The sequence below is a fragment of the Serinicoccus kebangsaanensis genome (assembly GCF_008919445.1).
GTDB lineage: Bacteria > Actinomycetota > Actinomycetes > Actinomycetales > Dermatophilaceae > Ornithinicoccus > Ornithinicoccus kebangsaanensis.
In genome coordinates this window covers 15402-39116 of record NZ_VSLG01000022.1, presented here as the reverse complement: position 1 = coordinate 39116, position 23715 = coordinate 15402, and the positions used below count along the sequence as shown (strand labels likewise).

27 protein-coding genes are annotated in these 23715 nt (G+C 70.1%); 9 read left to right on the top strand and 18 right to left on the bottom strand.

Annotated elements, in window-relative coordinates; translation table 11 throughout:
* Positions 1-190: 190 nt before the first annotated feature.
* Together FXF60_RS16115 and FXF60_RS17000 are read right to left on the bottom strand one after the other, a co-directional pair.
* Positions 191-1237 carry a RelA/SpoT domain-containing protein gene (locus FXF60_RS16115; RefSeq protein ID WP_151526999.1) on the bottom strand — a complete coding sequence of 349 codons (1047 nt, stop codon included), beginning with the start codon at positions 1235-1237 and terminating at the stop codon, positions 191-193.
* Positions 1238-1341: 104 nt separating this feature from the next.
* Positions 1342-1626 carry an HNH endonuclease gene (locus tag FXF60_RS17000; RefSeq protein WP_367889972.1) on the bottom strand — a complete coding sequence of 95 codons (285 nt, stop codon included), beginning with the start codon at positions 1624-1626 and terminating at the stop codon, positions 1342-1344.
* A 583-nt stretch (positions 1627-2209) separates the two neighbouring features.
* Here FXF60_RS17000 and FXF60_RS16105 point away from each other — a divergent pair.
* Positions 2210-2599, top strand: coding sequence for a site-specific integrase (locus tag FXF60_RS16105; protein WP_151526997.1), 390 nt, complete (start codon positions 2210-2212; stop codon positions 2597-2599).
* Entirely contained in the window at positions 2524-3132 is a 609-nt protein-coding gene (locus tag FXF60_RS16615; protein WP_302849040.1) for a tyrosine-type recombinase/integrase, read from the top strand. The genes FXF60_RS16105 and FXF60_RS16615 overlap by 76 nt, the downstream gene beginning before the upstream one ends.
* A 37-nt stretch (positions 3133-3169) precedes the next feature.
* Here the strand turns inward: FXF60_RS16615 and FXF60_RS16095 are convergent, their stop codons facing one another.
* Together FXF60_RS16095 and FXF60_RS16090 are read right to left on the bottom strand one after the other, a co-directional pair.
* On the bottom strand, positions 3170-4204 hold the full coding sequence (locus FXF60_RS16095) for an ImmA/IrrE family metallo-endopeptidase (protein ID WP_151526995.1): 1035 nt from the start codon (positions 4202-4204) through the stop codon (positions 3170-3172).
* 1 nt (position 4205) lies between these two features.
* A complete protein-coding gene (locus tag FXF60_RS16090) occupies positions 4206-4997 on the bottom strand; it encodes a hypothetical protein (protein WP_151526994.1) in 792 nt (263 codons plus the stop codon).
* 888 nt (positions 4998-5885) lie between these two features.
* Between FXF60_RS16090 and FXF60_RS16085 the strand changes: the two genes are divergently transcribed.
* Positions 5886-6833: a DUF6615 family protein gene (locus FXF60_RS16085; protein ID WP_151526993.1), complete on the top strand. Its 948-nt coding sequence runs from the start codon at positions 5886-5888 to the stop codon at positions 6831-6833.
* Between the two features lie 11 nt (positions 6834-6844).
* On the opposite strand, the gene FXF60_RS16080 is transcribed toward FXF60_RS16085, so the two are convergent.
* From FXF60_RS16080 to FXF60_RS16065, 4 genes are all read right to left on the bottom strand, one after another.
* Entirely contained in the window at positions 6845-7459 is a 615-nt protein-coding gene (locus FXF60_RS16080; protein WP_151526992.1) for a hypothetical protein, read from the bottom strand.
* A gap of 317 nt (positions 7460-7776) precedes the next feature.
* The gene (locus tag FXF60_RS16075; protein WP_151526991.1) at positions 7777-8841 is read right to left on the bottom strand and encodes a maleylacetate reductase; all 1065 of its coding nucleotides are present in this window, start codon (positions 8839-8841) and stop codon (positions 7777-7779) included.
* Positions 8842-8876: 35 nt separating this feature from the next.
* The gene (locus FXF60_RS16070) at positions 8877-9560 is read right to left on the bottom strand and encodes an alpha/beta hydrolase (protein ID WP_151526990.1); all 684 of its coding nucleotides are present in this window, start codon (positions 9558-9560) and stop codon (positions 8877-8879) included.
* The gene (locus FXF60_RS16065; protein ID WP_151526989.1) at positions 9557-10510 is read right to left on the bottom strand and encodes a VOC family protein; all 954 of its coding nucleotides are present in this window, start codon (positions 10508-10510) and stop codon (positions 9557-9559) included. The genes FXF60_RS16070 and FXF60_RS16065 overlap by 4 nt, the downstream gene beginning before the upstream one ends.
* Before the next feature lie 160 nt (positions 10511-10670).
* Here FXF60_RS16065 and FXF60_RS16060 point away from each other — a divergent pair, with 160 nt between their 5' ends.
* Both FXF60_RS16060 and FXF60_RS16055 read left to right on the top strand, forming a co-directional pair.
* Positions 10671-11363 (top strand): GntR family transcriptional regulator, encoded by a 693-nt coding sequence (locus tag FXF60_RS16060; RefSeq protein ID WP_151526988.1) that lies wholly within the window; start codon positions 10671-10673, stop codon positions 11361-11363.
* Positions 11364-11438: 75 nt separating this feature from the next.
* The gene (locus FXF60_RS16055) at positions 11439-12533 is read left to right on the top strand and encodes an alpha/beta fold hydrolase (protein ID WP_302849039.1); all 1095 of its coding nucleotides are present in this window, start codon (positions 11439-11441) and stop codon (positions 12531-12533) included.
* Positions 12534-12642: 109 nt separating this feature from the next.
* On the opposite strand, the gene FXF60_RS16050 is transcribed toward FXF60_RS16055, so the two are convergent.
* From FXF60_RS16050 to FXF60_RS16035, 4 genes are read right to left on the bottom strand one after another with little or no spacing between them, the layout of a single operon-like run.
* The gene (locus FXF60_RS16050; RefSeq protein ID WP_151526987.1) at positions 12643-13038 is read right to left on the bottom strand and encodes a type II toxin-antitoxin system VapC family toxin; all 396 of its coding nucleotides are present in this window, start codon (positions 13036-13038) and stop codon (positions 12643-12645) included.
* Entirely contained in the window at positions 13035-13262 is a 228-nt protein-coding gene (locus FXF60_RS16045) for a FitA-like ribbon-helix-helix domain-containing protein (protein ID WP_151526986.1), read from the bottom strand. The genes FXF60_RS16050 and FXF60_RS16045 overlap by 4 nt, the downstream gene beginning before the upstream one ends.
* Before the next feature lie 21 nt (positions 13263-13283).
* The gene (locus FXF60_RS16040) at positions 13284-13697 is read right to left on the bottom strand and encodes an SRPBCC family protein (protein ID WP_202879674.1); all 414 of its coding nucleotides are present in this window, start codon (positions 13695-13697) and stop codon (positions 13284-13286) included.
* A complete protein-coding gene (locus tag FXF60_RS16035) occupies positions 13690-14088 on the bottom strand; it encodes a thiol-disulfide oxidoreductase DCC family protein (protein ID WP_151526985.1) in 399 nt (132 codons plus the stop codon). The genes FXF60_RS16040 and FXF60_RS16035 overlap by 8 nt, the downstream gene beginning before the upstream one ends.
* Before the next feature lie 48 nt (positions 14089-14136).
* Here FXF60_RS16035 and FXF60_RS16030 point away from each other — a divergent pair, with 48 nt between their 5' ends.
* On the top strand, positions 14137-14841 hold the full coding sequence (locus FXF60_RS16030; protein WP_151526984.1) for a hypothetical protein: 705 nt from the start codon (positions 14137-14139) through the stop codon (positions 14839-14841).
* A gap of 42 nt (positions 14842-14883) precedes the next feature.
* Here the strand turns inward: FXF60_RS16030 and ctlX are convergent, their stop codons facing one another.
* On the bottom strand, positions 14884-15945 hold the full coding sequence (ctlX, locus tag FXF60_RS16025; RefSeq protein WP_151526983.1) for a citrulline utilization hydrolase CtlX: 1062 nt from the start codon (positions 15943-15945) through the stop codon (positions 14884-14886).
* 128 nt (positions 15946-16073) lie between these two features.
* Here ctlX and FXF60_RS16020 point away from each other — a divergent pair, with 128 nt between their 5' ends.
* From FXF60_RS16020 to FXF60_RS16010, 3 genes are read left to right on the top strand one after another with little or no spacing between them, the layout of a single operon-like run.
* The gene (locus FXF60_RS16020; protein WP_151526982.1) at positions 16074-16454 is read left to right on the top strand and encodes a YciI family protein; all 381 of its coding nucleotides are present in this window, start codon (positions 16074-16076) and stop codon (positions 16452-16454) included.
* Positions 16451-16804 (top strand): YciI family protein, encoded by a 354-nt coding sequence (locus tag FXF60_RS16015; RefSeq protein WP_151526981.1) that lies wholly within the window; start codon positions 16451-16453, stop codon positions 16802-16804. Before FXF60_RS16020 ends, FXF60_RS16015 begins: the two co-directional genes overlap by 4 nt.
* A gap of 5 nt (positions 16805-16809) precedes the next feature.
* Positions 16810-18084, top strand: coding sequence for an RNA polymerase sigma factor (locus FXF60_RS16010; protein ID WP_151526980.1), 1275 nt, complete (start codon positions 16810-16812; stop codon positions 18082-18084).
* On the opposite strand, the gene nagA is transcribed toward FXF60_RS16010, so the two are convergent.
* Genes nagA through FXF60_RS15985 form a run of 5 tightly spaced genes read right to left on the bottom strand, consistent with a single transcriptional unit; the run spans position 18053 to position 23688 of the window.
* Complete coding sequence (nagA, locus tag FXF60_RS16005) at positions 18053-19171, bottom strand: N-acetylglucosamine-6-phosphate deacetylase (protein WP_238335892.1); 1119 nt, start codon at positions 19169-19171, stop codon at positions 18053-18055. The genes FXF60_RS16010 and nagA overlap by 32 nt on opposite strands.
* Positions 19168-20676, bottom strand: coding sequence for a glycoside hydrolase family 3 N-terminal domain-containing protein (locus tag FXF60_RS16000; protein WP_151526979.1), 1509 nt, complete (start codon positions 20674-20676; stop codon positions 19168-19170). The genes nagA and FXF60_RS16000 overlap by 4 nt, the downstream gene beginning before the upstream one ends.
* The gene (locus FXF60_RS15995) at positions 20673-21494 is read right to left on the bottom strand and encodes a carbohydrate ABC transporter permease (RefSeq protein ID WP_202879673.1); all 822 of its coding nucleotides are present in this window, start codon (positions 21492-21494) and stop codon (positions 20673-20675) included. The genes FXF60_RS16000 and FXF60_RS15995 overlap by 4 nt, the downstream gene beginning before the upstream one ends.
* Positions 21491-22396, bottom strand: coding sequence for a carbohydrate ABC transporter permease (locus tag FXF60_RS15990; protein WP_151526978.1), 906 nt, complete (start codon positions 22394-22396; stop codon positions 21491-21493). Before FXF60_RS15990 ends, FXF60_RS15995 begins: the two co-directional genes overlap by 4 nt.
* Positions 22393-23688 carry a sugar ABC transporter substrate-binding protein gene (locus FXF60_RS15985; RefSeq protein ID WP_151526977.1) on the bottom strand — a complete coding sequence of 432 codons (1296 nt, stop codon included), beginning with the start codon at positions 23686-23688 and terminating at the stop codon, positions 22393-22395. The genes FXF60_RS15990 and FXF60_RS15985 overlap by 4 nt, the downstream gene beginning before the upstream one ends.
* Between the last annotated feature and the right edge of the window lie 27 nt (positions 23689-23715).

Here is a 23715-nt window from a genome sequence, read left to right as displayed (position 1 = left end):
GTCGACGAGGACAGGATCTCGGCAAGGGTCAACTTTCACCTGCCGTCACGGGGTCAGTTTTCACGTGCCGTCGACAAGCCGGAGGCGCCCAAGGATCGATGCCTTCCGCGTCGCGGAGGGACTGTGGCCGGGGTGCGGCTCCACGCCCTGTTGGACTGCCCGGTCTTCCGCGGACGGCCGAGAAACGGCGCTATCGAGTGCGCTGAGGCGCTAGTCGCGACGTGACGAACTCGGTGAACCGCCCCGTGTCGGCGAAGTAGTTTGGGTACGCCTCGCGGAGTTGGCTGACCTTCGCGATGTTGATCAGGACCGCGTCCAGGTCATCGTCGTCTAGGGCCTCCAGCTCGCTCAGTCGCTCCTGCGCGCGAGCGAGTGTCTCGTGTACCTGCACGGTCAGTTCTCTTTCGCTGCGCCGCAATTCAAGGGTCAAGGCGTTGCGACGATCGGTTCGAGCGTGGTCGCCCACGACCGACGCATACCCCCTCAGGCGTTCCACGATGCCTTCGGCGTCCTCCAAGCGCGCCAACTCAGCTCGCAGCTCCTCCGGCGGCGCTTCGGCCCCCGGCACTGGAGCGGTTCCCTCCTCGTGTGCCATCAGGGAACTCACGAGGACGAAGTAGCGAAGGACACGCGGATCGCCCTTGCCGTACTTCAACTCACTGCCCGAGAACAGGTCCATCGTCTCGACCGCAGTCGCCCAGGCGTGCTGCAGCTGCGTCCGAACTTGCAGTTCTATCTGTAGCCCGTGGTACTCGGGCTTCGACGCCCCATAGGTGTAGACCAGGTGGACGCCGCGATACCCGGAGCTGCGCGGGCCCGGATCGTCGCGCAGGTAGTCGTACACGCGCTTCACCTTGTTGCGAGACCTCGGGAGCACGCGGAGGCTCCCGACCAGGCGGTCGACCTCCGCGACGCTCTCGTACACCACGCGGCACCCCCCGAGGTCCTGCATAGTCGTCACGCTCATTGAGGGGTGGCGCTCCAACTTATCGAGGATCGTCGGCAGGCGCTTGTGCCGCTGCGCGACGACCGCGTCGGGGTGGACTTCCAATGCACGCTTCCTCACGGTGACAGTGACCGCGTTGAGCGGAAACGCGTGAGCCATGCGGTAATTGCTCAGAACGGCGCGTGCTTCCTCCGTCTCATCTGGGGTGCCGATTCCCTTGCCTACGATCTTGCTGGCCCGGCGCACAGCGCTCGAGGTGTGCTCAGGGACAGCCCAACGCCGCGTCGACATGCCGGCCACGGTAGCCGAGTGCCGAGAGCAATCACTTAAGAAGTACGACATGCGAGTGCGTCACACCCTCACCCGCACCGATGCTGGGAGGCGTCATACCGCCGCTAGGGGCTCACACCTCGAGTGCGCGTCTTGAACCGCCACTCCACGAGTAACTTGTCCTTCTTGGCGTAGTTGCAGCGCGGGCAGGCGGGCAAGATGTTGCCTACGCCATGTGCACCTCCTCGGACCAGCGGAACGACATGTTCTCGCTGGAGCGCATCGCTGCGTTCGCCGCAGTAGGCGCAGCAGCCGCGGTATCGGATAACAAGCCGTTGCCAGTCCTTCTCAGTGAAGGTGTAGCTGTTGGCCCTGATACGTCCTTTGCGACGAAGTCGAATTGCCCGCATCCGCTCCGGGTTCGCTTGCAGGTACTGTTTCGCATACTCACGACGCTTCTCCCCCTCGCGGTCGTATCGCGCACGGTCGCGTTCCTGAAGGATCCCCGCCGTTCTGTACCTCACTTGGGCCGCGGCAGCCTTGCATTTTCGCGAGCAAAAGCGCGCGTGCGGTCGCTTGCCGGCCATCGAGTCGCCACATACCTCGCAGCCCCGAGACGAGTCCACGCCGGCCCATTTTGCCGCCTTGCGACGAGCTGCCAGTCGGGCGTGATTACATGCCGTCGAGCAGGCAAGCGCGGAGGCCTTCTTGTTCTCCATCCCACCCCCACACCACAGGCAAAGCCGAGCGTTTTCGCGCAACGGTTCCCCGGCATTGTGACTCACGACGAGGATTCTGACATGCACTGGCGCTCGCGCCGCGATCCCTGGTCGCTGGCGCAGCCGCAGCTTCTGATGGCGACGGAGATCTGCGACACTTCGCCGCGACCGCACGGGTCCGGGATTCGGCGTGGCGTCGTGGACGCCGACAGCCTCGTCGCGCTGGCGGCGGGCACCGACTTGGCCCGGATCCAGGTCGCCGCGGGAGGCGACCATGTCCACCACGACCAGCTCCACGGCGTCACTGCCGCTCCAGCCCTCCTCGATGAGCCCCGCGCAGCTTGCGGCGGTCTCGTTCCTGGCCCGCTACTCCGCAGCTACGCATGCCCTGTACCGGGCAAAGCTGGGCCGCTGGTTCGCCTGGTGCGAGGCCAACGGCCTGGACCCGCTGGTCGGGATACATCGAGCGCACGTGGAGCCCTACATCCGTCAGCTTGGAGAGGCCGGCCTGATGGACTCGTCGGTGAACACGATGATTCACGCCGTCCGGGGCTACTTCCGGTTCGCCCACATCGACGGCACCATCACATCCGACCCGGCCGTCTACGCACGGCTGCCGAAGATCCACCGGGACGAGTCCCGCACCCAGTCCTGGACCGACTAGAGCTGATCCGCTTCCTCCCGGTCTTCCGGAGTATCACCGCCCATCACGGTGCAATGGCCTACTTGCTGGGCATCAACGCCCTGTGCGCCTCCGAGGCCGCAGCCGTGCGCATCGAGGACTACACCGATGTCCTGCGTGGCCACCGGGTGCTGCACCTGGTCGGCAAGGGCAATAAGCCCGCCACGATGCCCTTAACGGTCCCCGTCCTGCGGGTCCTTGAAGCCTGCCGCGGTACGCGCACTACCGGGCCGCTGATCCTGCGCTCGCTCTCCGGAGAACCAGTAGACCGGCGCGATGTCTACCGGATGGTCCAACGCATCGCGAAGACGGCGAAAGTCCGCAGGCACATCAGCCCCCACTCGCTACGGCACGCCGCCATCACCAACGCCCTGGACGCCGGCGTGCCACTTCGGGACGCGCAGATCCTCGCCCGGCATGCTGACCCTAGAACCACCGAGCACTACGACAGGGCCCGCGGCAACCTCGACCGTCACGGCGTCCACCTTTTCACCGCCTACGTGGCCGGCGTGTAGGTCGCCCTCTACGTCAGTTCCGCCCACTCTGACGCACTCAGCAGTCCTCATGGGCCTCCAGCCCCTGGGCAACCTCGGCTACGGATAGCGCGACCCAGCAGCGGGGACAGATGACAGCCCTTGCGTTGGAGCACTCGCACCCGCGGCACCCGGGGCATTTCCACTGGTCACATGTGGCGCACTTCCCCGACGATGAGCTCACCTGAAAGTGGTCGCCGCAGGCAGGGCACTCCTCATGCCAGTCTGAGGCCAGCCGCGAGCGACCATCTGGCCGCGTCGAACTGACGACGGCGATGACCAGACCGTCGTGGACGGCCACTTCGACCTGGACGTCTGTGTCGGCCCAGCCGGTCGAGTACCGGATGCCTTCGCCTCCGAGCAGCGTGTAGGACCCTCCCCCCAGAGCGCGCTCGGCTGCCGTGGCTAGCGAGGGCTGGACCACCTTCTTGCCAGGGTTGTATGGCCGACCGTTCGAGTCGGAGTACCAAATGCGTCCATCGGGTGCGGCCAGCATCACGAGTCGCTCCCCCGGCAGGTCCAGGGCCCGGACGCAGCAGGTGGTGGCCGATGCCTCGGTCCGAGCGACCATCTCGCGGAGACCCACTGCGGTGACCGTTGAGCCCAGGTACCGGTGCACCACCTCGTCCGGTACGAGCAATGTCGCGGCGAAATCGTTGGCGACCTTCTCCTCCACCACCCGGGCCATATCGCCCAGGGTGGGAAGCACTCGCAAAGACCAGTCGTGATCGCGGTAGAGGAGGTGGTGCGCCAACTCGTGCAGGGCGGTGAAGTTGTTCCTGCCTTCGCTGGGGAACACCCGCAATGTGATTTTGGCCGGATCACAGTCGCCGTCGTAGACACCACCGAGGTCGCAGGATCCTCTCGGTGCCGCGTAGGTCCAGGAGACCTCGACGTCCGGAATGCTCTCCAGCGCCTCCTGGGGATCGGTGGTGGCAATAGCCGCGGCTTCCGGGTAGGTGCTCAGCAGGACGGCGCGCAGATGGCTGCTGGCCTGCGATACCAGGCTCACTTTGGTCCATTCCGCGGCGCTCCGTCCCAGCGGGAGGGTCATGTCACCCGCTCTCCTCCATGAGCTGCCGCAAAGCAAAGTCGACCCGTGCCCGGGCGGCCTCCGAAGGTTCGGCGTGGGTAACCTGCCGAGCAGCCTGGCTGGACCGTTCCCACACAGCAGTGCGCACCTGCTGCTCGGTCTTTCCCGTCTGGGTCATTAGCTCAAGCAGGCCCCCTTTGAAAGTGGGGAGTGCGATAACTTGGGCATCGTCGTCCGCCACCGGAGCTAGCACGTCCTGTGCCTCAAGAGTCGGCAGCAGCGTCAGTACCGCGTCCACCTCTTCCTGAGTGGGAATCCTCGTACCCCGGATCAGCGCGGAGACCCTTCCAGGCCTGGTGGGAAGGACCTGAGCAAGACGCTCCGCGTCTAGGTGGTTCTTGCCTAGCACGTCGCCATCAAACACGCCGATGCCGGTTGTGGCGCTGGGCCACACCCAGCCGCCAAGCGCCCACGCCTGCGCACAGACAGCCTCGAAGGCTCTATCCGCAGCCGGGTCCTCCAGCTGCGGGCACCAGGCGATGTCCGGGCCTAGATCGTCCTCCGTCACGGCCCAGCGGACCTGCCGCATGGTCCGGTCGTCCAGGACCTGCGCAAGTCGACGATCCAGCGCAGCCATGGAGAGGCCAAACTCCGCGTCGGGCCAGACCGTCGTGGGACCCAAGCCGGGGACCTCCACGGTGAAAGCGGGTGCCGCCGCGTCCGCCGACGGGTTGGTCACGGGCCAGGCCAGGACGTGCATCGGTCTCGTGGCCGAAATCAGCACCAGCCCACGGTCCTGCCCGTCCGTGCTCACGACCCAGGCGTCACCCACCTCGGGGCGTGCCCTACCGCCCCCTGCGGGCAGTCGTAGAGGGGAGCCGAGTGCATCAGTCACCATCACAAGTTCTTCCGTCCAAGGCTGACCGTGGTCTCCCAGAACCTCTTCAGGTCACGGGTCTCGTCTTCGGACAACCCTCCAAGATACAGGCACTTGGCAGCCTCGGCCAACCAGGTTCTAGGCAGAGGACGTTGGTTCATGTCACTCCACCACCCTTCCTTGTCCAGGCCGAGTTCCACGTTCCTTGGCGAATGGAGAGTGCGCGCATTCTTGTCTGGGTGGGTGGTCCGGGTGAGCGTATGGACTGCCCGCTTGCTGGTCTCGACCACCGCAGCCGGGCGCCTGCTACGACCGTGCTTATCCCCGGTGACGGAGGTCTCGGGAGCCACGTGGTACACGTCCCCGACCACTGGGTCAGTCTTCGTCCCCCGGCTCATGCGGACCATCACACCAGACACGACCAACGAAGTGCGGCGGGGACACGCGAGCGAGGTCAGCGGAGCGCGCAGTGGTGGTTGGGTAGCAAATGGTAGGCGAGAGTCAGTCCGACGTACGTTCCCGGGTCCGGAAGCCAGGGAGTGTGATACCTGGGCCCGGAGCAGCCCGCTACGGGCCAGATTCGCACCGACCTCGGTCCAAGCCACGCTGGAACGTGGTAGGGAGCTCCTCGGTGAGCCGCCTGCCAGCCGCGAAAGGTAAGTGCACACACCCGTTGGCCGCGCAGCCGTTGCTCCTTGGCGAATCGGCACAGGGCATTCGCATCGATGCGTGCCGGGCTCGGGTGGGCCTACGCCGGGGCGCCATGTACACGGGGATCTGGCGCGCTTCCCAGGTCGCAACGAACCCTAGAGCCACACTGGGACCATGACCCTTCCAGGCCGCACATACGCTCCCAAAGGTTTGCTGGAGGCCTTGACGCGCGTCAGAACGCAGGCCGAAGCGCACATGGATCACCACGATCGAAATGGTCTCGTCTGGAGTGAGGAGACCGTCTCTGAGATCGCTATCGGGGCGGGCCTACCGTTCGTGAGGCCCATTCCGTTCAACCGCCGTCAAGAGTCAGCCGTCGGCGCGGATTGGCTGTGGTGGTGGCTCGATCGCTCGTCTCAGGAATGCTTCGGCATGCTGGTCCAGGCCAAGCGGATCAAGCACGAGGGCAAGAAGTGGAAGTTGGACGTTAGCCATGGCAGCGGCGAGCAGCAGCTGAGCCTCATCGCGTCCGCCCAGCAACTTGAGGTGCCGGCAATCTACAGCGTCTACACGGGAGGGATGGTTATGCGACAGGACTTAGGGTGCCCACATCGGCTCCCGTCGCCTTGCTCGGCATGCATCCGGATGGCCATAACCATGATGCCGGCTTTCTCGCTGTCACCCGCATGGGACCAAGATGCGTTGGCTAAACTCACCTTCGCTGAAGGGGTGGCGCTCGAGGATCTAGGCGACCCGCTCAAGCCCGCCGCCCTCGTGAAGGATGTGAACTTCCGAGGGCTCGGCGATGGCGAGCTGCGTAACTTTCTCATCGAAGAGCAGACGGGACCAAGGGAGGTGGCTAAGAAGATCTTCCGGTCAGTCTCGACTCGTCGGGCGGGTCACAAATCGGCCGTATTGACACGGCCCGTTGAGGTTGCGGGCGAGCAAGTGTTCCATGACATGCCGGGCGATAAGGGACACTTCCCTGCTGCCTACTATCCCCATGTTCTTGGGGGACTACGTAGGAACCCGCCGAACTATCTTCGCGACATCATGGCGGGCTTCGAGCCTCCAGCAGAGATCGCGCGGCTAAGTGCCGGGGTCGTGCTCATCACCTCGTGACGTCGCTGCTGCTACTCGTCCTGGAAGGACGTAGCGACGCCATCGCAAGGTGACAGACACCGGTCGCACATCACGGAAATGCCCGGATAGAACTCTTTTCCCAGGAACTCCGCCAGTTCTGTAGGGCTGTATGAGATCTCGTGTATGCGCGCGTTCGGCTGAGCCGGCCGGCCGACGAGGGTGATATCCAGAATGTCGAGTCGCTTGATGACTCGAGCGCATTCGACGTTGTCGTAAACCACTCCTGGGACGTGGTTGCATTCGTCGATAGAAGCCTCGCAGATCGAACAGTCAGCCTCATGCACCACGATGGTTGGGCTGAAGCCAACCCGGTTGTGCGCGAGCGCGACGGGACAGGTCTGAAGGTACAGAGATCCGTCGTAGTTCAACTCACAGCCCTCAGGCGCCTGGGTGCGAGAGAAGCGACCAGCCTCGTCGAGGAGTTCATGCGCCGCCTCGAACTCAACGGAGTCTTCCAGCCAGTCCATCGCCGACCGAAGTGTGGCCAACGCCTCGCGTAGAGCGGCGTGCGAGTCTGGGGTGAGACCGTGGTCCTCGATGGCACTCCGCGCCAGTCGATAGGCAGAGCCCCCCGCGTCCAGCAACTTCTTGCCCTTTCGTGTCACGCATGAAGTGTGGCAGGGCGAGCGCACGTTGCGAAGTCGCAGAATCGGGAACCTGGCCACGTGGCGAGCGCGACGAGCAGCAAGCGCGCCCTAAGGGGCCGATGCCAGGACACCCAGCTCCCAATCGGCGGACGATGGCCAATGTGTCCGCTCGAGGCCGCCGGACGCTTGGACCGAGCGCGCGGAACACGAATCCTGAGCTGAAGGCTCTCAGTAGCCTCGGTTCCGACGCCGTCAACCTGCGTCATTCCGCCGCAAGTGGCGCGGGCCGTGCACCCCCGGGCGCTGCGCTGTGTGCTCGCGTCGGGGCGGTTAGGTCATCGACGGACGCCGCCACCCCGCAGCGCAGACCGGAGAAGCGTCGCCACGCCGTCTTGGCTCACCGGGCGAGGGTTGGAGTCCGGGATCGCCGCCGTCGCCAGCTCGGCAGCAAGGTCCACGTCGTCCTCAGTGAAGCCGATCTCCCCGAGCGAGGCCGGCGCCCCCACCTCCCGGACCAAGTCCCACAACCCCGAGGCAGCGTGGGGGGTGCCGAGGGCCTCCGCGATGCGGGCCTCGGAGTCCGGGTCCGCCTCGGCGTTGTAGGCCGCGACGTAGGACAGCACCACCGCATGGGTCGGCGCGTGGGGCAGGTTGAACGTCCCGCCCAGGACGTGGCAGATCTTGTGGTGCATCCCGGCTCCCGCCGAAGCCAGGGCGACTCCCGCGAGGTAGGTGCCGTAGAGCACCTCCTCATGAGCGCGCACATCCGCCGAGTCAGCCCGGAGACCGCGCAGCCCCGGGACCAGCGCGCGCATCCCCTCGCCGGCCATGGCCCGGTTGATGGGGTCGGCGCGTGGGGCCCATAGGCTGTCCACGGCGTGGGCCAGGGCGTTGAGGCCGGAGTGGACCGCGAGGTCGGTCGGCAGACCCAGGGTCAGAGTGGCGTCGTAGACCACGACCCTCGGCAGCACCCGGAGGTCGGTCCCGGTGGTCTTGCGCTCGTCCTCGGTCATCCCCCAGATGTCGGTCGCCTCCGACCCCGAGAAGGTCGTGGGCACCGCGACGACCGGCAGACTGGTGTCCCGGGCGACGATCTTGGCCAGCCCGGTGGCCGAGCCGCCGCCGATGGCGACGACCGAGTCCGCGCCCACGTCCTGGGCCAGGGCGACCGCCTCACGTGCCCGCTCTGCCGGCACGTGCTGGACGACCTCGCGGACGCGGCCCGCGACGGTGAACTCTTCGGAGACATGGTCCACGACCTCGGCAGCGTGGCCCCCGCCCACGAGCAGCGGCCGGGATGCCCCCAGGTCACGCAGGGCCACGGCGATGTTCGTCGCGGCCGCCCCGGCGCCGAAGAGCACGCGCTGACCCAGGGTGGTGTGGTCGAAGCTGATCTCCATACGATCCTCTCCCTCGGGCCGCACCGGCGGTGCGGTCATCGGCGTGCGGTGGCGCTCACGGTATGCCGCAGCAGCCGGGCGGTGAGCTCGGTCGCCGTCGTGGTGACCTGGTGCTCGTCGCCAGGCTCGACGAGCGAGGTGAGCCGGGCGCCCATACCTCGCAGCCACTCCTCGGTCTGCGCCATCCGGGTGCGGGGCACCCAGGGGTCGGCCTCGCGCCCGGCCAGCAGGGCCGGCGTCGCGTCGAAGTCGCCCGAGAAGGAGACGCTCTCCCGCTCGGTCCCGACGTACCCACCGGTGAGGATGACGAGACCGGCATACCTCGCGGGGTGCAGGAGCGCCCAGTGCGCCAGCAGGCAGGCACCCTGGGAGAAGCCGAGGAGCACCACCTTCTCCGGCGGGTATCCCGCGGTCGTGAGACGGTCGAGCTGTCGGTCGACCACTTCGAGCGACCAGGCGAGCCACGGGTCGTCGTCCGGCCGCTCCTCCATGAAGCCGTACGGGTACCACGTCTGCCCGGCCGCGGCCGGCGCCAGCCAGCGCAGACCCTCGACGTCAAGACGCTCCGCGAGGGCGCGCATGTCCGCGGGCGACTGGGTGCGCCCGTGCACCGCGAGCACCGCGACCGGCGCGTCCTCCTCGCCCCAGCTCTCCGCGCCCGAGGCCAGGTGAGGGTTGTCACCGTCCCGCCGTGGTGCTGGTGCGGCCGAGCTGGTCACACCTCGATCGGTTCGAGCTGGGACATGATGCTGCTGCGCTCGGACTCGAACTGCGGCGGCAGCATGAAGGCCTGGCCGAGCTCCTCGGGGGACTCGTCGCAGTCCCACCCACCCTCGTCGTGGGTGACGGCCAGCTCGAAGAGGGCGCCACCGGGCATACGGACGTAGTGGGACTTGAAGTAGGTGCGGTCCTTGAGCTCGGAGATGTCGGTGTAGCCGGCGCCCTCGATGTCGAACTTGACCTGCTCCTGGTTCTCCAGGTTGCCGAGGTTCCAGGCGAAGTGGTGGTAGGTGCCCGCACCGAACCGCCAGGTGCCCTGGTCGTCGGTGCGGTTGCCGCGCAGCTCGACCCAGTTGCCGTGCTTGGCGTCGCCGACCTGGAACCGGGCCAGGTCGCCCTCCTCCTCGACGTCGCCGGCGAGGAAGAACGCCTCCTGGCCGAAGTCGACCGAGCGGTCCTGGTCGTAGACGTGGATGCCGATGCCGTGGATGCCGTGCACCGCGTGCTCGCGGGTCACCCCCTGGGCCTCGTGGCCGACGCGGGGGTCGTCGTCGCTCTCGACGAGCTGGTACTCGATGCCGGACGGGTGCGCGAACGCGAGCCGGCGGGCGCCGAAGACCTCGACCGAGGCGCTGTCCACCTCGTGGTCGGCGAGCCGCTTCGCCCACCAGTCGAGCGACCCGTGGGGCACGGCGAGCAGCACCTCGCGGGCTTGGTTGGTGCCCCGGCTGCCGTAGAGGTTGGCCTGCTTCCACGGGAACGTCGTGATCACCGAGGACGGGTCGCCGTTCGCGTTGGAGTAGTAGAGGTGGTAGACGGGCATCGAGCCGTCATACAGCACGGTCTTCTTGATGAAGCGCAGGCCGAGCACCTTGGTGTGGAAGTCGACGTCCTCCTGGGCGCCGGCGACCGAGAGCGTGACGTGGTGGGAGCCGTTGATGTACGTCATGGGCGAATCTCCTTTGATGCGCACCCAGGGCGGTGACCGACCCGATCGTCGGTCCTCGGACGCTAGCACCTGCGGTCTTGTCGGACAATAGTTGCGAGCGGAGGAAGTTTTGTCCGGTATGTGACGCCGTCGTCCGGCTCTGAGCGGTAGGCTCGCCCGTATGACTGCAGCCACGACGCACGGGGAGGTCACCTCGACCGGGGCGACGCCGACGTCCCGGTCGGAACGGGTCCACCAGGAGCTGAGCCAGCAGATCCTCGACCACCAGCTGGCACCCGGGCAACGCCTGATCGAGCGCGAGCTCATCGACCGGTTCGGGGTGTCCCGGGCGACCGTGCGCGAGACCCTCCGCCAGCTGGCTGCCGAGGGGCTCGTCCAGATCCAGCCGCGACGCGGAGCGGTGGTGCGGGCCATCGACAGCGACGAGGCGAGAGACCTCTACCGGTTGCGCGCCGCGATCGAGGGGCTGCTCGTCGAGTGCTTCGTCGAGCGCGCCGCCGTGGCTGACGTCCAGCGGCTCCAGGAGGCTCTCGACGCACTCGAGGGCGCGGTCGAGGCAGGGCTGCCGGCCTCGGAGGTCATGCGGGTCCGCGACGTCTTCTACGACGCGCTGTTCGCCGGTGCGGCCAGCTCCGTGCTGCACAAGGAGCTGGAGGTGGTCCAGGCGCGGGTCCGCGTCCTGTGCGTCTCCAGCCTCTCCGAGTCCGGGCGCGGCGCCGCGGCGGTCCGCGAGCTGCGGGCGGTGACCCAGGCGATCATCGAGTGCGACGGTCCTCGCGCAGCCGCCCTGATGCGGGAGCACATCGCCTTCGCCGCTGCCGCCACGCTGCGCACCCTGCCGCGGCCCGACTGAGGTCGCCGGGCGCCTCCCGGCGCTCGCCACGACCCCTACCGCCGACGACGTGGCACGTCTAGGCTCGCGACCACCGTGTCCGCACTCGACGAGGAGTCCGCCATGCCGATCGACAACCCCTTCTACACGCCCGAGGTGCAGGGCCCCTACGACCTGCACTCGATCGGGGCCTTCGAGCTCGAGGAGGGAGGTGTCATCCCGGATCTGCAGCTCGCGGTCGCCACCTTCGGCGAGCTGAACGACGCCAAGGACAACGCGATCCTCATCCCGACCTGGTTCTCCGGCACTCACCAGACGTGGGAGCTGGCCTACATCGGCGAGGGCCGCGCGCTGGACCCGTCGAGGTACTTCATCGTCGTCGTCAACCAGATCGGCAACGGCCTCTCGACGTCCCCGCACACCGCGGACGGCGAGATCGCCATGGCCGGCTTCCCGCAGGTGCGCATCGGCGACGACGTCCGCGCGCAGGAGCAGCTCCTGCGCGAGGTCTTCGGCATCGAGCGGCTCGCCCTCGTCGTCGGCGGGTCGATGGGCGCCCAGCAGACGTGGGAGTGGGCGGTCCGCTTCCCGGACAAGGTGGCGCGCGCCGCGATGATCGCCGGCACCGCGCAGAACACCCCGCACGACTTCCTCTTCACCCAGACCCTCATGGACGCCATCACGTCCGACCCGGGGTGGAACGGCGGCGACTACTCCTCGCCGGCCGACGTCGCGGACGGGCTGCGCCGGCACGCCGACATCTGGGCGGTGGTGGGCCTGTCCACCGAGTTCTGGCGCTCCGAGTTCTGGCGCAACATCGAGCTGCCGGACGTCACCTGGGACACCTTCGAGGAGTTCCGCGACCGCTTCCTGCGGCCCACCTTCGGGGCCATGGACCCCAACGCGCTGCTGAGCATGGCATGGAAGTGGCAGCGCGGCGACGTCGCCCGGCATACCGGTGGCGACCTCGCCGCCGCCCTGGCCCGGATCACCGCGAAGATCTTCGTCATGCCCATCGACGAGGACATGTTCTTCCCGCCGCGCGACTGCGCCCGGGAGCAGGAGCTCGTCCCGGGCAGCGAACTGCGCACCCTGCACTCGATCGCCGGGCACCTCGGGCTCTTCGGCTTCGAGGAGTCCTACCTGGCCGAGGTGGACGCCCACCTCGGCGAGCTGCTCGGGCGACAGTGAGGGAGGCCCGATGCGCTGGACTGTGAGCCGGTTCGTCAACTGACAGCCTCCTCGAGCAGGCTGCCGAGTGACGAACCGGCTGTCAGACGCGACTCACCGGGTGCCGAGGTCAGCCCGTCCTGAGGTCAGCCACCGTGCAGTGCAGGGCCGCCGTGCGCGCCAGACGTCGATCGGTCGTGACGAGCGTGGCATCCAGCCCGGTCGCGAGCGCGACGTAGGCCGCGTCGTAGGCCGAGACGGCCCCACGCAGGGCCCACATGCGCCTGGCCAGCGGGGTGACCGGGTAGAAGTGCAGGACGAGGTCGAGCAGGTCATCGACCGCCTCGGCCGCTCGTGCTTCGGTCAGCTCCCCTCGTGCTGCGAAGCGTCGCAGCACCTGGAGCACCTCGGCCACCAGCAGCTCGGTGGTGGCCACCTGCTGAGCGCGCACCAGGTCCTCGATGGAGCCGACGGCCCCCCGTCGTAGCAGGAGGTCGACGGCTGCCGAGGCATCGAGGACGATCACCGCTCGTCGCGGGCCGACCGGAGCGCCTCGGCGGAGGTCTCCGCCGTCAGCACCAGCTCGCGCGAGGCCAGGCGGGCGAGCACGTCGTCCTGGGTCGGCCGAGCCATGAGCCTCTCCGCCTCACGCAGCAGGAGGTCGGAGACGGACACCCCTTCGAGCGCGGCCCTGGCCCGCAGGCGACGGTGCAGGTCCTCGGGGACGTTGCGGATCTGAAGATGCGACATGTGACAAGCATAGCAACATGCTCAAAGCATGCGCGGGCGCACGAGGCCGCGCAGCGCCCACCACGCCACCGGGCGGTAGACGAGCACGACCGGCAGGCGACCCCGCAGCACGAGCCCGGCCAGGGTGCCGTCCGAGGTCGGTTCGAGGGTGTGGTCGAGCCGCAGGGTGACGCCGATCGCGCGGACCTCCCAGGACCAGCGCCGGGCCGCCTCGTCGACAGCCATCACCACGAAGTGCGCCCGCACCCCCACGGGTCCGAGCACGACGCCTTCGAGCCCGGTGCGCAGGCGCCGCTGGTCACCGGTCGCCTCGATCTCGACCCCGCGCAGGTGGGGCGCCCAGGAGGACCACCGGTCGGGGTCGGCATACCGCTCCCACGCCTCGTCGACCGGCACCGGCCCGCGCGCGTGGACCCGGCGCCGCGCCTCAGGCACCTGGCGACGGGGGCAGGGCGCACTGGGCGGTGCCGCCGGGGAGGCGGCCACGGTTCGCGGCGACGAGACGGTATGCCGCGGCCCCCGGGACCTCCATGACCCGGGACCCCAGCGCGGCCCCGAGCAGGCGCCACGGCTGCGGGCTGCGCAGCAGGATCTCGGCCCACGCGTGGTGCCCCCAGGCGACGGTCCCGTCCTCCAGCACCGCCGGCATTTCCAGCCCGGAGCGGTCGGGGTCGACGCCGAGGGCCACCAGGTCGTGGGCCTGCAGGGACGACACCTCGACCTGCGCTCCCAGCCGGGGGATCCACCCGGCCGCACGCGTGCAGAAGCCGCAGTCGGCGTCGTAGAGCACGAGCGGGACGGCCCGGTGCGCTCCTGAGGTGGTCATGGATACAGTCTCCCGCAGTCCACCCGCACGTGCGACCGAGGAGGCCCCATGCTCTGGCGCCTCGTCGTGCTGCTCGTCATCGTGCTGCTGCTGCTCCTCTGGCACCTCGGGCGGCGGCGACGCGCCGAGCCGGCGCCCGCCAGGCAGGCCACGACCACCGCCCGGCACGACGAGGCGGTGGCGGCGGCCCGCGAGCAGCTGCAGCACGCCCAGGCCGCGCACGCCCGGGCGGTCGAGACGGCACAGCAACGGCTGACCCAGGCCGGGCTGGACCGGCACGTCCGCAGCATCGGCGACCTGGAGCTGTGCCGGATGTCGGTGCGGGCCTCCGGGCAGCAGCGTTGGCTCACCCCCGACACCCGCTTCGTCCTGGACGTCGTCGGGGAGCAGCGCTGGACCACCGTCCCGGCGACGGAGGGCCTGCGCATCGCACCGGACGACCAGCGGGCGGTGCGGCTCCGGGTCACCGACCCGGGATGGGTGGAGACCGCGCGGCTGCCCATCAGCGAAGAGGACGAGGCGCGCAGCTTCGTCGCCGCGGGCACCTCGGCGGTGCGCAGCCTGGACCAGGCCCGGCTGGCCAGGCAGCGCCGGATCGAGGTGGCGCTGGAGGAGCTGCGGGTCGCGAGGGAGGACACCGAGCAGCTCGACCTGGCCCGGATGACGCTCGAGGACCTCGAGGGTGCGGGACCGCTGCGCCGGGACCTCCCGGCGCCGCCCGACGACGAGGACGACGAGGACCCGCGGGCCTGAGCCGCCCCCACGAGCGAGGGGTTCCGCCGGCCCGGTCGCGGCCTAGCGCGCGACCGGGGTGCGGTCGAGCGACCGGCGACGCCGGCCGGAGTCCTCGACCTGCCCGTCGGCGCTGACCGGGTGCTCGTCGATGGCCTCCGCCGTCGCGGTCGGGCTGGGGGCGCCGACCGGCCGGGGGTCCAGGTGCACGCCGGCGATCATGCACCGCACCGAGCCGCCGGCCAGCTCGATCGTCGGGATGTCGACCGAGACGATCTCGCACGAGCGCTCGATGACGGTCAGCTGCTCACCGGTGAGGCTGCGGCGGGCCCGGCCCGACATCGCCATGATGTAGCGCTTGCGCCCCTCCGGCGTCCGGCCGCACAGCTCGACGGCGTTGCCGGCGAACTCCCGCACCTGGTCCTCGCTGAGCTCGACGATCTCCCGCCCGGTCACCTCGAGCCGCTCGCGCACCTCCTGGCGCCGCTGCTCGTCGGCGATGAGGTCCAGCGCGACGAGCGCGACGTCGGTGCCGATGCAGGCGATGACGTTGGTGTGGTAGACCGGCACCCCGCCCGAGTCGACGGCGTCGAACGGCATCGGCTCGTAGTTGAAGTCGCTGCAGAAGCGCTCCAGCACGTGGGTGTCCGCGCGGTGGCTGACCGCGGTGTAGGCGACCCGGGAGACGTGGTCGAGCACCATCGCCCCCGTGCCCTCGAGGAAGATGCCGTCCGGCTCCAGGCCGGAGTAGTCGACGATCGTCTGCAGCCGGTAGTCCGCCTTGAGCATCTCCAGGATGTCGCCGCGCCGCTCGTGCCGCCGGTTCGAGGCATACATCGGGTAGACGGCGACGTAGCCCCCGGGGTGCGTCGAGAGCCAGTTGTTGGGGAAGACGCTGTCCGGTCGCGTGTGGTCGGAGTCGCCGAAGACGTGCACCCGCACCCCGGCGTCGCGCAGCGCCTGCGCCACCGCATCCATCTCCGCCAGGGCGCGGGCCGAGGTGGCCTCCGCGGACTGCCCCTCGGGCACGTCCTGCTGGAAGGCGTTGTCGGCGGCCGTGGCGGGGTTCGGCACGAACTTCTCGGCGCGGATGAGGATGACAGCGGACGGGGCCTGGGCACTCACGCCAGGCAATGTAGAGCATGCCCCAGGGGTCCGGAAAAATTCTCGCGGACGGTGTCGATATCCGCTGCGCTCGTCCGACATGCTGGTGAGGTCGCGCACGGCGGCCCGACGACACGAGGAGACGACGCATGGCTCAGTACACAGTTCTGATCATCGGGGCTGCCGATCGGTGGTGGACCTCGATGAGCCTGGCCGAGCGCACCGACGGGTATGCGCAGTACGACAAGCTCGGTGAGGCGCTGGCGGCCGGCGGGCACACCATCGTGGGCGGCGCGGAGCTGACCCAGACCACGCAGGCCCGGTCCATCCCGGCCGGGGGCGGTCCCGTCACCGACGGTCCCTACGCCGAGACCGTCGAGCAGGTGGGCGGCTACTACCAGATCGAGACCGACGACCTGGACGGCATGGTCGAGTGCTTCCAGATCATCGCCCGGACTGGTGACGGCATCGAGGTCCGTCCCAACGTCAACCCCGAGGACCGCCCGAGCTCGGACGAGGAGGCGTCATGAAGTACGTCGTGCTCCTCATGGCCGACGGCGAGCTGCCGGCATGGTCCGGGATGTCGGAGGACGAGCAGGGCGCGATGATCGAGCAGTTCGGGGAGTTCGACCGGGCCTGCCAGGCCCGGGAGGGCGTCGAGATCCTGGCGGGGGAGGCTCTGGGCGCCGGCGACACGTCGACCTCGATCCGGACCCGCGCCGGTGAGCGTCACGTGACCGACGGCCCGTATGCCGAGGCGGTCGAGCAGCTCGGCGGCTTCTACCTGCTCGAGGCGCCCGACCTGGACGTGGTGCTGGAGCTGCTGACCGTCCTGCCGGCCTACGACATGCAGGTCAGCCCGGTGGTGGATCCATACTGAGCGGTGTGACCGCCGAGCTGGACCGCGTGGTGCGCGAGGAGTGGGGGCGCCTGGTCGCCCTCCTCCTCGCGCACTTCCGCCGGCTCGACCTGGTCGAGGACGCCCTCGGGGACGCCGTCGAGGCGGCCGCCCGTCGCTGGGCGGTCGAGGGCGTGCCCGACAACCCTGCGGCCTGGCTGCAGACGGTGGCACGCCGCCGGGTCGTCGACCGGCTCCGCTCGGAGGCGATGGCGCGGCGCAGGCACGCCCTCATCGCCACGGACCTGGACCGGCAGCCGCAGCGCACCATGGCGGACACCGGGGACGTGGTCGAGGACGACCTGCTGCGCCTGGTGCTGATGTGCACCCACCCGGCGCTGTCCCCGGAGGCCGCGAGCGCGCTCGCGCTGCGCCTCGTCCTGGGCATCAGCACCTACGACATCGCGCGGCTCTTCCTCGTGAGCGAGACCACGATGGCCGCCAGGCTGACCCGCGCCAAGAGGAAGATCGTCGCGGCCGGCATCCCTTTCGCCATCCCCGACCTGGACGCGCTGCCGGCCCGGCTCGCGACGGTCGCGCAGACGGCCTACCTCGCCTTCACCGCCGGGTATGCCCCGGCCAGCGGGCCGGACCCGGTGCGGGCCTCGCTGGCCGGCGAGGCGGTGAGGCTCACCCGGACCGTGCGCGGGCTGCGTCCGGAGGACCCGACGCTCACCGCGCTCCTGGCGCTCGTGCTGCTGCAGCACTCGCGGCGGGACGCGCGGGTCGACCCGAAGGGGCGGCTGGTGCTGCTCGGGGACCAGGACCGCACCCGGTGGCACCGGGAGGAGATCCAGGAGGCGGTGGCCCTGCTGGAGTCCCCGTCGGTGGTGGGCAGGTCCCTGCCCGAGCAGGCGGCGACCTACCTGCTGCAGGCGTTCGTCGCGGCCGAGCACGCGACCGCACGGCAGGTGTCCGAGACCCGCTGGGACCGGATCGTCGCCCACTACGACCAACTGGTCTCCATCGACCCCACCCCGGCGGCACGGCTGGCCAGGGCGGTGGCCGTCGCCGAGGCCAGCGGGCCTCGGGCGGGACTCGCAGCCCTGGAGGAGGTCGACCTGCCCGGCAGCCACCGGGTGGCCGCGGTGAGCGCGGAGCTGCTGGCGCGCGCGGGGGAGCGGGCTGCCGCGGCCGCGCACTTCCGGGCGGCGCTGGAGCTGTGCCGCAACGACGCCGAGCGGCAGCACCTGCAGGCGAGGGCCGCGGCGCTGGCCGCGGAGCCGGACGTCACGACTGCTGCAGGACCTCCCCGCCCCTGATGGCCACGTCGACGCCCAGGTCGTCGTCCAGCCCGACCAGGTCGGCTCGACCGCCCACGGTGAGCTGCCCGGCGTCCAGCCCGAGGGTGCGGGCCGGATAGCTGGTCGCCGCCGCGAGCGCCTCGCCGATCCCGACGCCGGCCCCCACCGCGCGGCGCACGGCCCGGTCGAGGGTGAGGGTGCTGCCGGCGATGCCGCCGGTGTCCACGGTGCGCGCCACCCGGTCGACGACCTCGACCTCCATCGAGCCGAGGGCATACCGCCCGTCCTCCGCACCGGCGGCGGCCATCGCGTCGCTGACCAGCACCATCCGGGCCCGCGAGCTGCGGTGCAGCAGGTCGACGACGTCGTCGTGCAGGTGCACCCCGTCGACGATGAGCTCCAGGGTCAGTCGGGAGTCGGCGAGGGCCGCGACGACCGGGCCCGGGTCGCGATGGTGGATCGGCCGCATCGCGTTGCACAGGTGGGTGACCACCTCCGCGCCGGCGTCGACCGCGGCCCGCAGCTGGTCGGCGTCGGCGTCGGTGTGACCCACGGCGACGACGACACCCGCGGCCACCAGCTGGCGGATCGCCTCCATCCCCCCGGGCAGCTCCGGCGCGAGCGTCACCATGCAGATGCTGCCCGCGCCGGCCTCGAGGAGCGCGTCGATCTCCCGGGGGTCCGGGTCGCGCAGGGTGCTCGGGTCGTGGGCGCCCCGGTGGAGCGGGTTGAGCCACGGGCCCTCCAGGTGGATCCCGGCGATCATCCGGCCCCGGACCAGCGGCGCCAGCGCGCGCACCTGGGCCAGCAGCGGCTCCGCGTCGGCGGAGACGAGGGAGGCGACGACGGTGCTGGTGCCCTGCCGGTGGTGCGTCGCGGCGGCAGCCTGCACCTCCTCCGGGTCCAGCGTGGCGAAGCTGTGCCCCCCGCCGCCGTGGCAGTGGATGTCCACGAAGCCGGGGGAGAGGAAGGAGGTATGCGCGTCGGCGGGCTCCCGTGGTGCACCGCGCCCGACCTGGGTGATCCGACCCTCGTCCATCCCCACCCAGCCGCCGGAGAGGCTGCCGTCGGGCCAGAGCACCTGCTCGGCGGAGACCAGCCTCACCGGCCGGCCCCGGCGAGCGCCTCGGACGCGGCCCGGGCGCCGGCCAGGCCGCCGCCGAAGGTCCGGATGACGCAGGGCACCCCGAAGTCCGGCGGGACGTCGCGGATCCCGGTGTGCACCAGGGCGTCGGCCCGGGCGAGGAGGCCGCCCAGTCGTGGGTCGGCGAGGTCGGAGTGGTCGTCGCTCACGAGGACCAGTCCACCACGTGTCGCGGCCCGGGTGTGCGGGTGCGTGCCGAGAAGCTCGTCCAGGTCGCGCACCGTGCCCCCGCACCCGGCCGCCAGGACCCGGGTGAGGACCTCCTGACGGGCGCCGCTGGCGATGTTGCCGCGGGTGCTCAGCCCCACGACCTCGGCCCCGGCCACGTGCCCGCACCGGCCGCTGACCCGCAGCGCCCGCGTGGCGGCTCCCCGGGCCAGGTCGAGGTCGCCCGGGTCCGGTGCGACGGGGTCGGCGCCGGCCCCGGCACGGTCCTGCCGCCTGGCCGCCTGCGCCGCTCCCAGCCCGCGGACCCTCGCGGCCGCCTCCCGCAGCCGGTCGGCGGGCAGCTCGTCGGCCCGCACAGCAGCCACGATCGCCTCCACCAGCCGCAGCGTGTCGGCGTGCGCGTCGTCGTCGCCGGGGAAGACAGGGTTGCCGATGCACAGCAGGTCCGCGCCCGCCGCGAGCGCGAGCACCGCGCTGCGCTCGCGGCCGAAGCGGTCGGCGACCGCCGCCATGTCCAGCGCGTCGGTGCAGATCACGCCGTCGAAGCCGACCTGGTCGCGCAGCATCCGCAGCAGCGAGGGGTTGAGCGTGGCGGGGAGCTCCCCGTGGCCGGGCACGACCAGGTGACCGGTCATGACGGTGTCGACCCGCGCCCGAACGGCGGCGGCGAAGGGCACCAGGTCCCTGCTCGCGAGCAGGTCGTCGTCGACGTCGAGGATCGGCAGGTCGAGGTGCGAGTCGAGGGTCGTCGACCCGTGGCCGGGGAAGTGCTTGGCGCAGGAGGCGACGCCGGCGTCGCGCAGCCCGTGCACCGCGGCGGTGACGTGCCTGGCCACGAGGTCGGCATCGGCGCCGAAGGAGCGCACGCCGATCACCGGGTTGGTCGGCTCGCTGTTGACGTCGGCGACCGGGGCGGCGGTGAGGTCGACCCCGGCGGCCGCGAGCTCGGCGCCCATGCCGCGGTAGACGGCCCGGGTGGTCTGCACGTCGTCCACCACGCCGAGCGCCCACGCGCCGGGCCACGGGGAGCCGTCCCGGTGGTGCAGCCGGGTCACCGTGCCGCCCTCCTCGTCGGCGCAGACCAGGGCCTGTCCGCGCCGGTCGTGGATCGCCCCGCTCAGCGCGCGCAGCTGGTCACCGTCGACGACGTTGTGGCCGAAGAGCCAGCCGCCGGCCAGCCCGTCGGACAGCAGCCCGGCCAGCCAGTCCGGCAGCTCGGTCCCGACGAAGCCGGGGGCGAGCACGCCCAGTGCGTCGCGCCGCTGGTCGTCCGCGGCGGGTCCGTCGTGAGCGCTCATCCCTTGGTGGCTCCTGCCATGAGTCCGCTGGACAGCCGCGACTGGACGGCGACGAAGAAGATCATCACCGGCACCGTGATGATGGAGCTGGCGGCCATCACCGCACCCCAGTCGGTGCCGCTGCGGGTGAAGAACGTGCGCAGACCGACGGCAGCGGTATACATGTCGTCGTCGGCCATGAAGGTCAGGGCGAAGATGAACTCGTTCCACGCCAGGATGAAGCTGAAGACGCTCACCGCGACCAGGCCGGGCGCGACCAGGGGGAAGAGCACCTTCCAGAACATCTGCCACCAGCTCGCCCCGTCGAGGTAGGCCGCCTCCTCCAGCTCGACCGGGACGGCCGCGACGAACCCGCGCAGGGTCCAGATCGCGAAGGACAGGCTGAACGCGATGTAGACCACCGAGAGCCCGAGCAGGCTGTTGAGCAGGCCCAGGTTCCGCGCCTGGAGGAACAGCGGGATCACCAACGCCTCCATCGGCACCATCTGCACGATGAGGATCATCATGAGGATCTTGGTCCGCCCGGAGAAGCGGAAGCGCGCCACCGCGACGGCGGCGAAGAGCGCGAGCAGGCCGCTGGCGACGACGGTCACGACCGCGACGATGAGCGAGTTGAGCAGGTAGTCCGGGAACCGGGTCTGGGAGAAGATCCGGGCGAAGTGCTCGAAGGAGATCCCGGAGGGTATGACGCCGCGCCCGCCGGCGTTGGCGGCCGGGTCGAGCGCGGTGCCGAGCATGACGAAGACCGGGAAGATGCTGAAGACGACGACCGTGAGGCTGGCCAGCACCAGCCCGCTGCGCCCGAGCAGCCGCCTCACAGCTCCTCCTCCTTGAACAGCGTCCGCAGGTAGACCGCGGTGATGGCGAGCAGCAGCAGGGTGAGCAGCACGGCGATGGCCGCGCCGAGGCCGAACTTGTTCTGCGACATGGCGGTGATGTAGCTCCAGGTGCCCAGGTTGAGCACCTCCCGGTTGGACCCGTCACCGCCGGGCATGAGGTAGATCTGGGTGAACACCTTGAAGTCCCAGATCGTGGACAGGATCGTCACGATCGCGAAGACCGGCCGCAGCATCGGCACGGTGATGTGCCGGAACCGCTGCCAGGCGTTGGCGCCGTCGATCATCGCCGCCTCCGGCAGCTCGGTCGGGATCGTCATCAGCCCGGCCAGCACGGTGACGGCGACGAACGGGAAGCCGTGGTGCACGACGTTGAGCGTGGCGATCGCGTAGAACCAGCCCCGCTCGGTGAAGAGGTTCTGGGTCGCGACGTCGACCAGGCCGAGCTGGCCCAGCACCCCGGTGAGGAAGCCGGCGCGTGCGTCGAAGAGGTAGACCCAGACATACGTCCCGGTCACGGCCGGCACCGCCCAGGCGGCCATCACCGACATCGTCACCAGCGTCCGCCACCCGGGGGAGAGCCGGTGCAGCAGCAGCGCGACCAGCGTGCCGACCGCCACCGTCAGCACCACGCAGACCAGCGCGAAGATCGCCGTGTTGGGCAGGGCGACCCGCCACAGCCGGTCGTCGGTGAGCACGTCGCGGTAGTTGTCGATCGCGACGAACTCGGCCCCGCCGCGGACCAGCTCGCGCAGGCCGAAGTCCTGGAAGGACAGCAGCACGACGCGGACCATGGGCCACAGCAGCAGGATGCCGATGACGGCCAGGGTCGGCGCGAGCAGCAGCCACGGCCGCCGCGCCGACCCCAGGGCGGGTGAGCTCACGAGCCGAAGATCTCGTTCATCTCGTCGGCGGCGGTGGTGGCGGCCTCCTCCACGCTGGCCTTGCCACCGAGGATGGACTCCATCATCGCCGGCACCGTCTGGGCGCCCTCGACCTGACCCCACAGCGGGGTGACCGGGAGCGTGGCGCTGCCGTCCTTCATCTGCTGCGCGAACGGTGCCACCAGCGGGTCGTCGGCCTCCTCCAGCTGGGTGAGCAGGTCGTTCGTCGCCGGGAAGAAGCCGGTCTGCTCGCCCCACTTCTGGGCGAACTCACCGGTGGTCATCATCTCGACGAAGGTCCACGCCAGGTCCTCGTTGTCGGTGGTCTCGAAGACCGACAGGTGCGAGCCGCCGGCGAAGGACGGGGCCATGCCGCCGTCCTGGCCCGGGATCGGCACGACCCCGAGCTTGCCCTCGAGGTCGGCGTTGGCCTCGATGATCGACTTCGGGGTCCAGGAGCCGCTGATGATCATGCCGGCCTCGCCGCGGGCGAAGGCGTCGCGGGTGTCCGCCTCGTTCCAGGTGCTGGCCGCCGGGGTGGACAGGTCGTGCTCGCCGGCCAGGCTCTCCAGGAAGGTCAGCCCCTCGATCGACTCGGGCGAGTCCAGGCCGGAGCTCCAGACGTCGCCGTCCTGGGTGGCGACCTCGCCACCGGCGCCCCAGATGAAGGGGGTGGTGGTATGCGTGGAGTTGGGCACCGGGAAGGGCACCAGCTCGGGGTCGGACTCCTTGAGCGCCTCGCCGACCGTGACGAGCTCGTCCCAGGTGGTGGGCGGCTCCACGCCCGCCTCCTCCAGCAGGTCGGTGCGGTAGACGATGGAGCGGACACCGGCATACCAGGGGGCGCCGTAGACGGCCTCCTCGACGGTGCCGGAGTCCAGCACGCTGCCGACGTAGCCGTCCGCCAGGCCGGCCTCGTCGATCCGGTCGGAGAGGTCCATCAGCGCCCCGGCGTCGCCGAACTCCGGGGTCCAGGTGGTGCCGACCTCGGCGACGTCCGGGCCGGTGCCGCCGGCGATCGAGTTGGTGAACTTGTCGTGCGCCGAGGCCCACGGCACGAACTGGATGTCCAGGGTCGCGCCGGTCTCCTCCTCGAAGGCCGTGCTGACCTCGTCGAAGAAGGGGGTGGGGTCGGGGTTGGTGCCCTCCATGATCCACACGGTGAGGGTCTCGCCCGAGGCGTCGGTGGCGCCGTCCGAGCCGCCGTCGGTGCCGGAGTCGCCGCCGCAGGCGGACAGGGTGAGCGCGCTGGCGGCGGCCAGCGCGAGCATGGCGCGGGATGTGCTCTTCATGGTGTGTCCTTTCGGGGGTGTGCGCGT

Coding starts and splice junctions, on each gene's coding strand:
- FXF60_RS16020 (WP_151526982.1), top strand. CDS start 16,074: ATGGCTCAGTACACAGTTCTGATCATCGGGGCTGCCGATCGGTGGTGG.
- FXF60_RS16060 (WP_151526988.1), top strand. CDS start 10,671: ATGACTGCAGCCACGACGCACGGGGAGGTCACCTCGACCGGGGCGACG.
- FXF60_RS16075 (WP_151526991.1), bottom strand. CDS start 8,841: ATGGAGATCAGCTTCGACCACACCACCCTGGGTCAGCGCGTGCTCTTC.
- FXF60_RS16105 (WP_151526997.1), top strand. CDS start 2,210: ATGTCCACCACGACCAGCTCCACGGCGTCACTGCCGCTCCAGCCCTCC.
- FXF60_RS17000 (WP_367889972.1), bottom strand. CDS start 1,626: ATGCGGGCAATTCGACTTCGTCGCAAAGGACGTATCAGGGCCAACAGC.
- FXF60_RS16000 (WP_151526979.1), bottom strand. CDS start 20,676: ATGAGCGCTCACGACGGACCCGCCGCGGACGACCAGCGGCGCGACGCA.
- FXF60_RS16045 (WP_151526986.1), bottom strand. CDS start 13,262: ATGTCGCATCTTCAGATCCGCAACGTCCCCGAGGACCTGCACCGTCGC.
- FXF60_RS16095 (WP_151526995.1), bottom strand. CDS start 4,204: ATGACCCTCCCGCTGGGACGGAGCGCCGCGGAATGGACCAAAGTGAGC.
- FXF60_RS16030 (WP_151526984.1), top strand. CDS start 14,137: ATGCTCTGGCGCCTCGTCGTGCTGCTCGTCATCGTGCTGCTGCTGCTC.
- FXF60_RS15985 (WP_151526977.1), bottom strand. CDS start 23,688: ATGAAGAGCACATCCCGCGCCATGCTCGCGCTGGCCGCCGCCAGCGCG.
- FXF60_RS16035 (WP_151526985.1), bottom strand. CDS start 14,088: ATGACCACCTCAGGAGCGCACCGGGCCGTCCCGCTCGTGCTCTACGAC.
- FXF60_RS16085 (WP_151526993.1), top strand. CDS start 5,886: ATGACCCTTCCAGGCCGCACATACGCTCCCAAAGGTTTGCTGGAGGCC.
- FXF60_RS16015 (WP_151526981.1), top strand. CDS start 16,451: ATGAAGTACGTCGTGCTCCTCATGGCCGACGGCGAGCTGCCGGCATGG.
- FXF60_RS16115 (WP_151526999.1), bottom strand. CDS start 1,237: ATGTCGACGCGGCGTTGGGCTGTCCCTGAGCACACCTCGAGCGCTGTG.
- FXF60_RS16065 (WP_151526989.1), bottom strand. CDS start 10,510: ATGACGTACATCAACGGCTCCCACCACGTCACGCTCTCGGTCGCCGGC.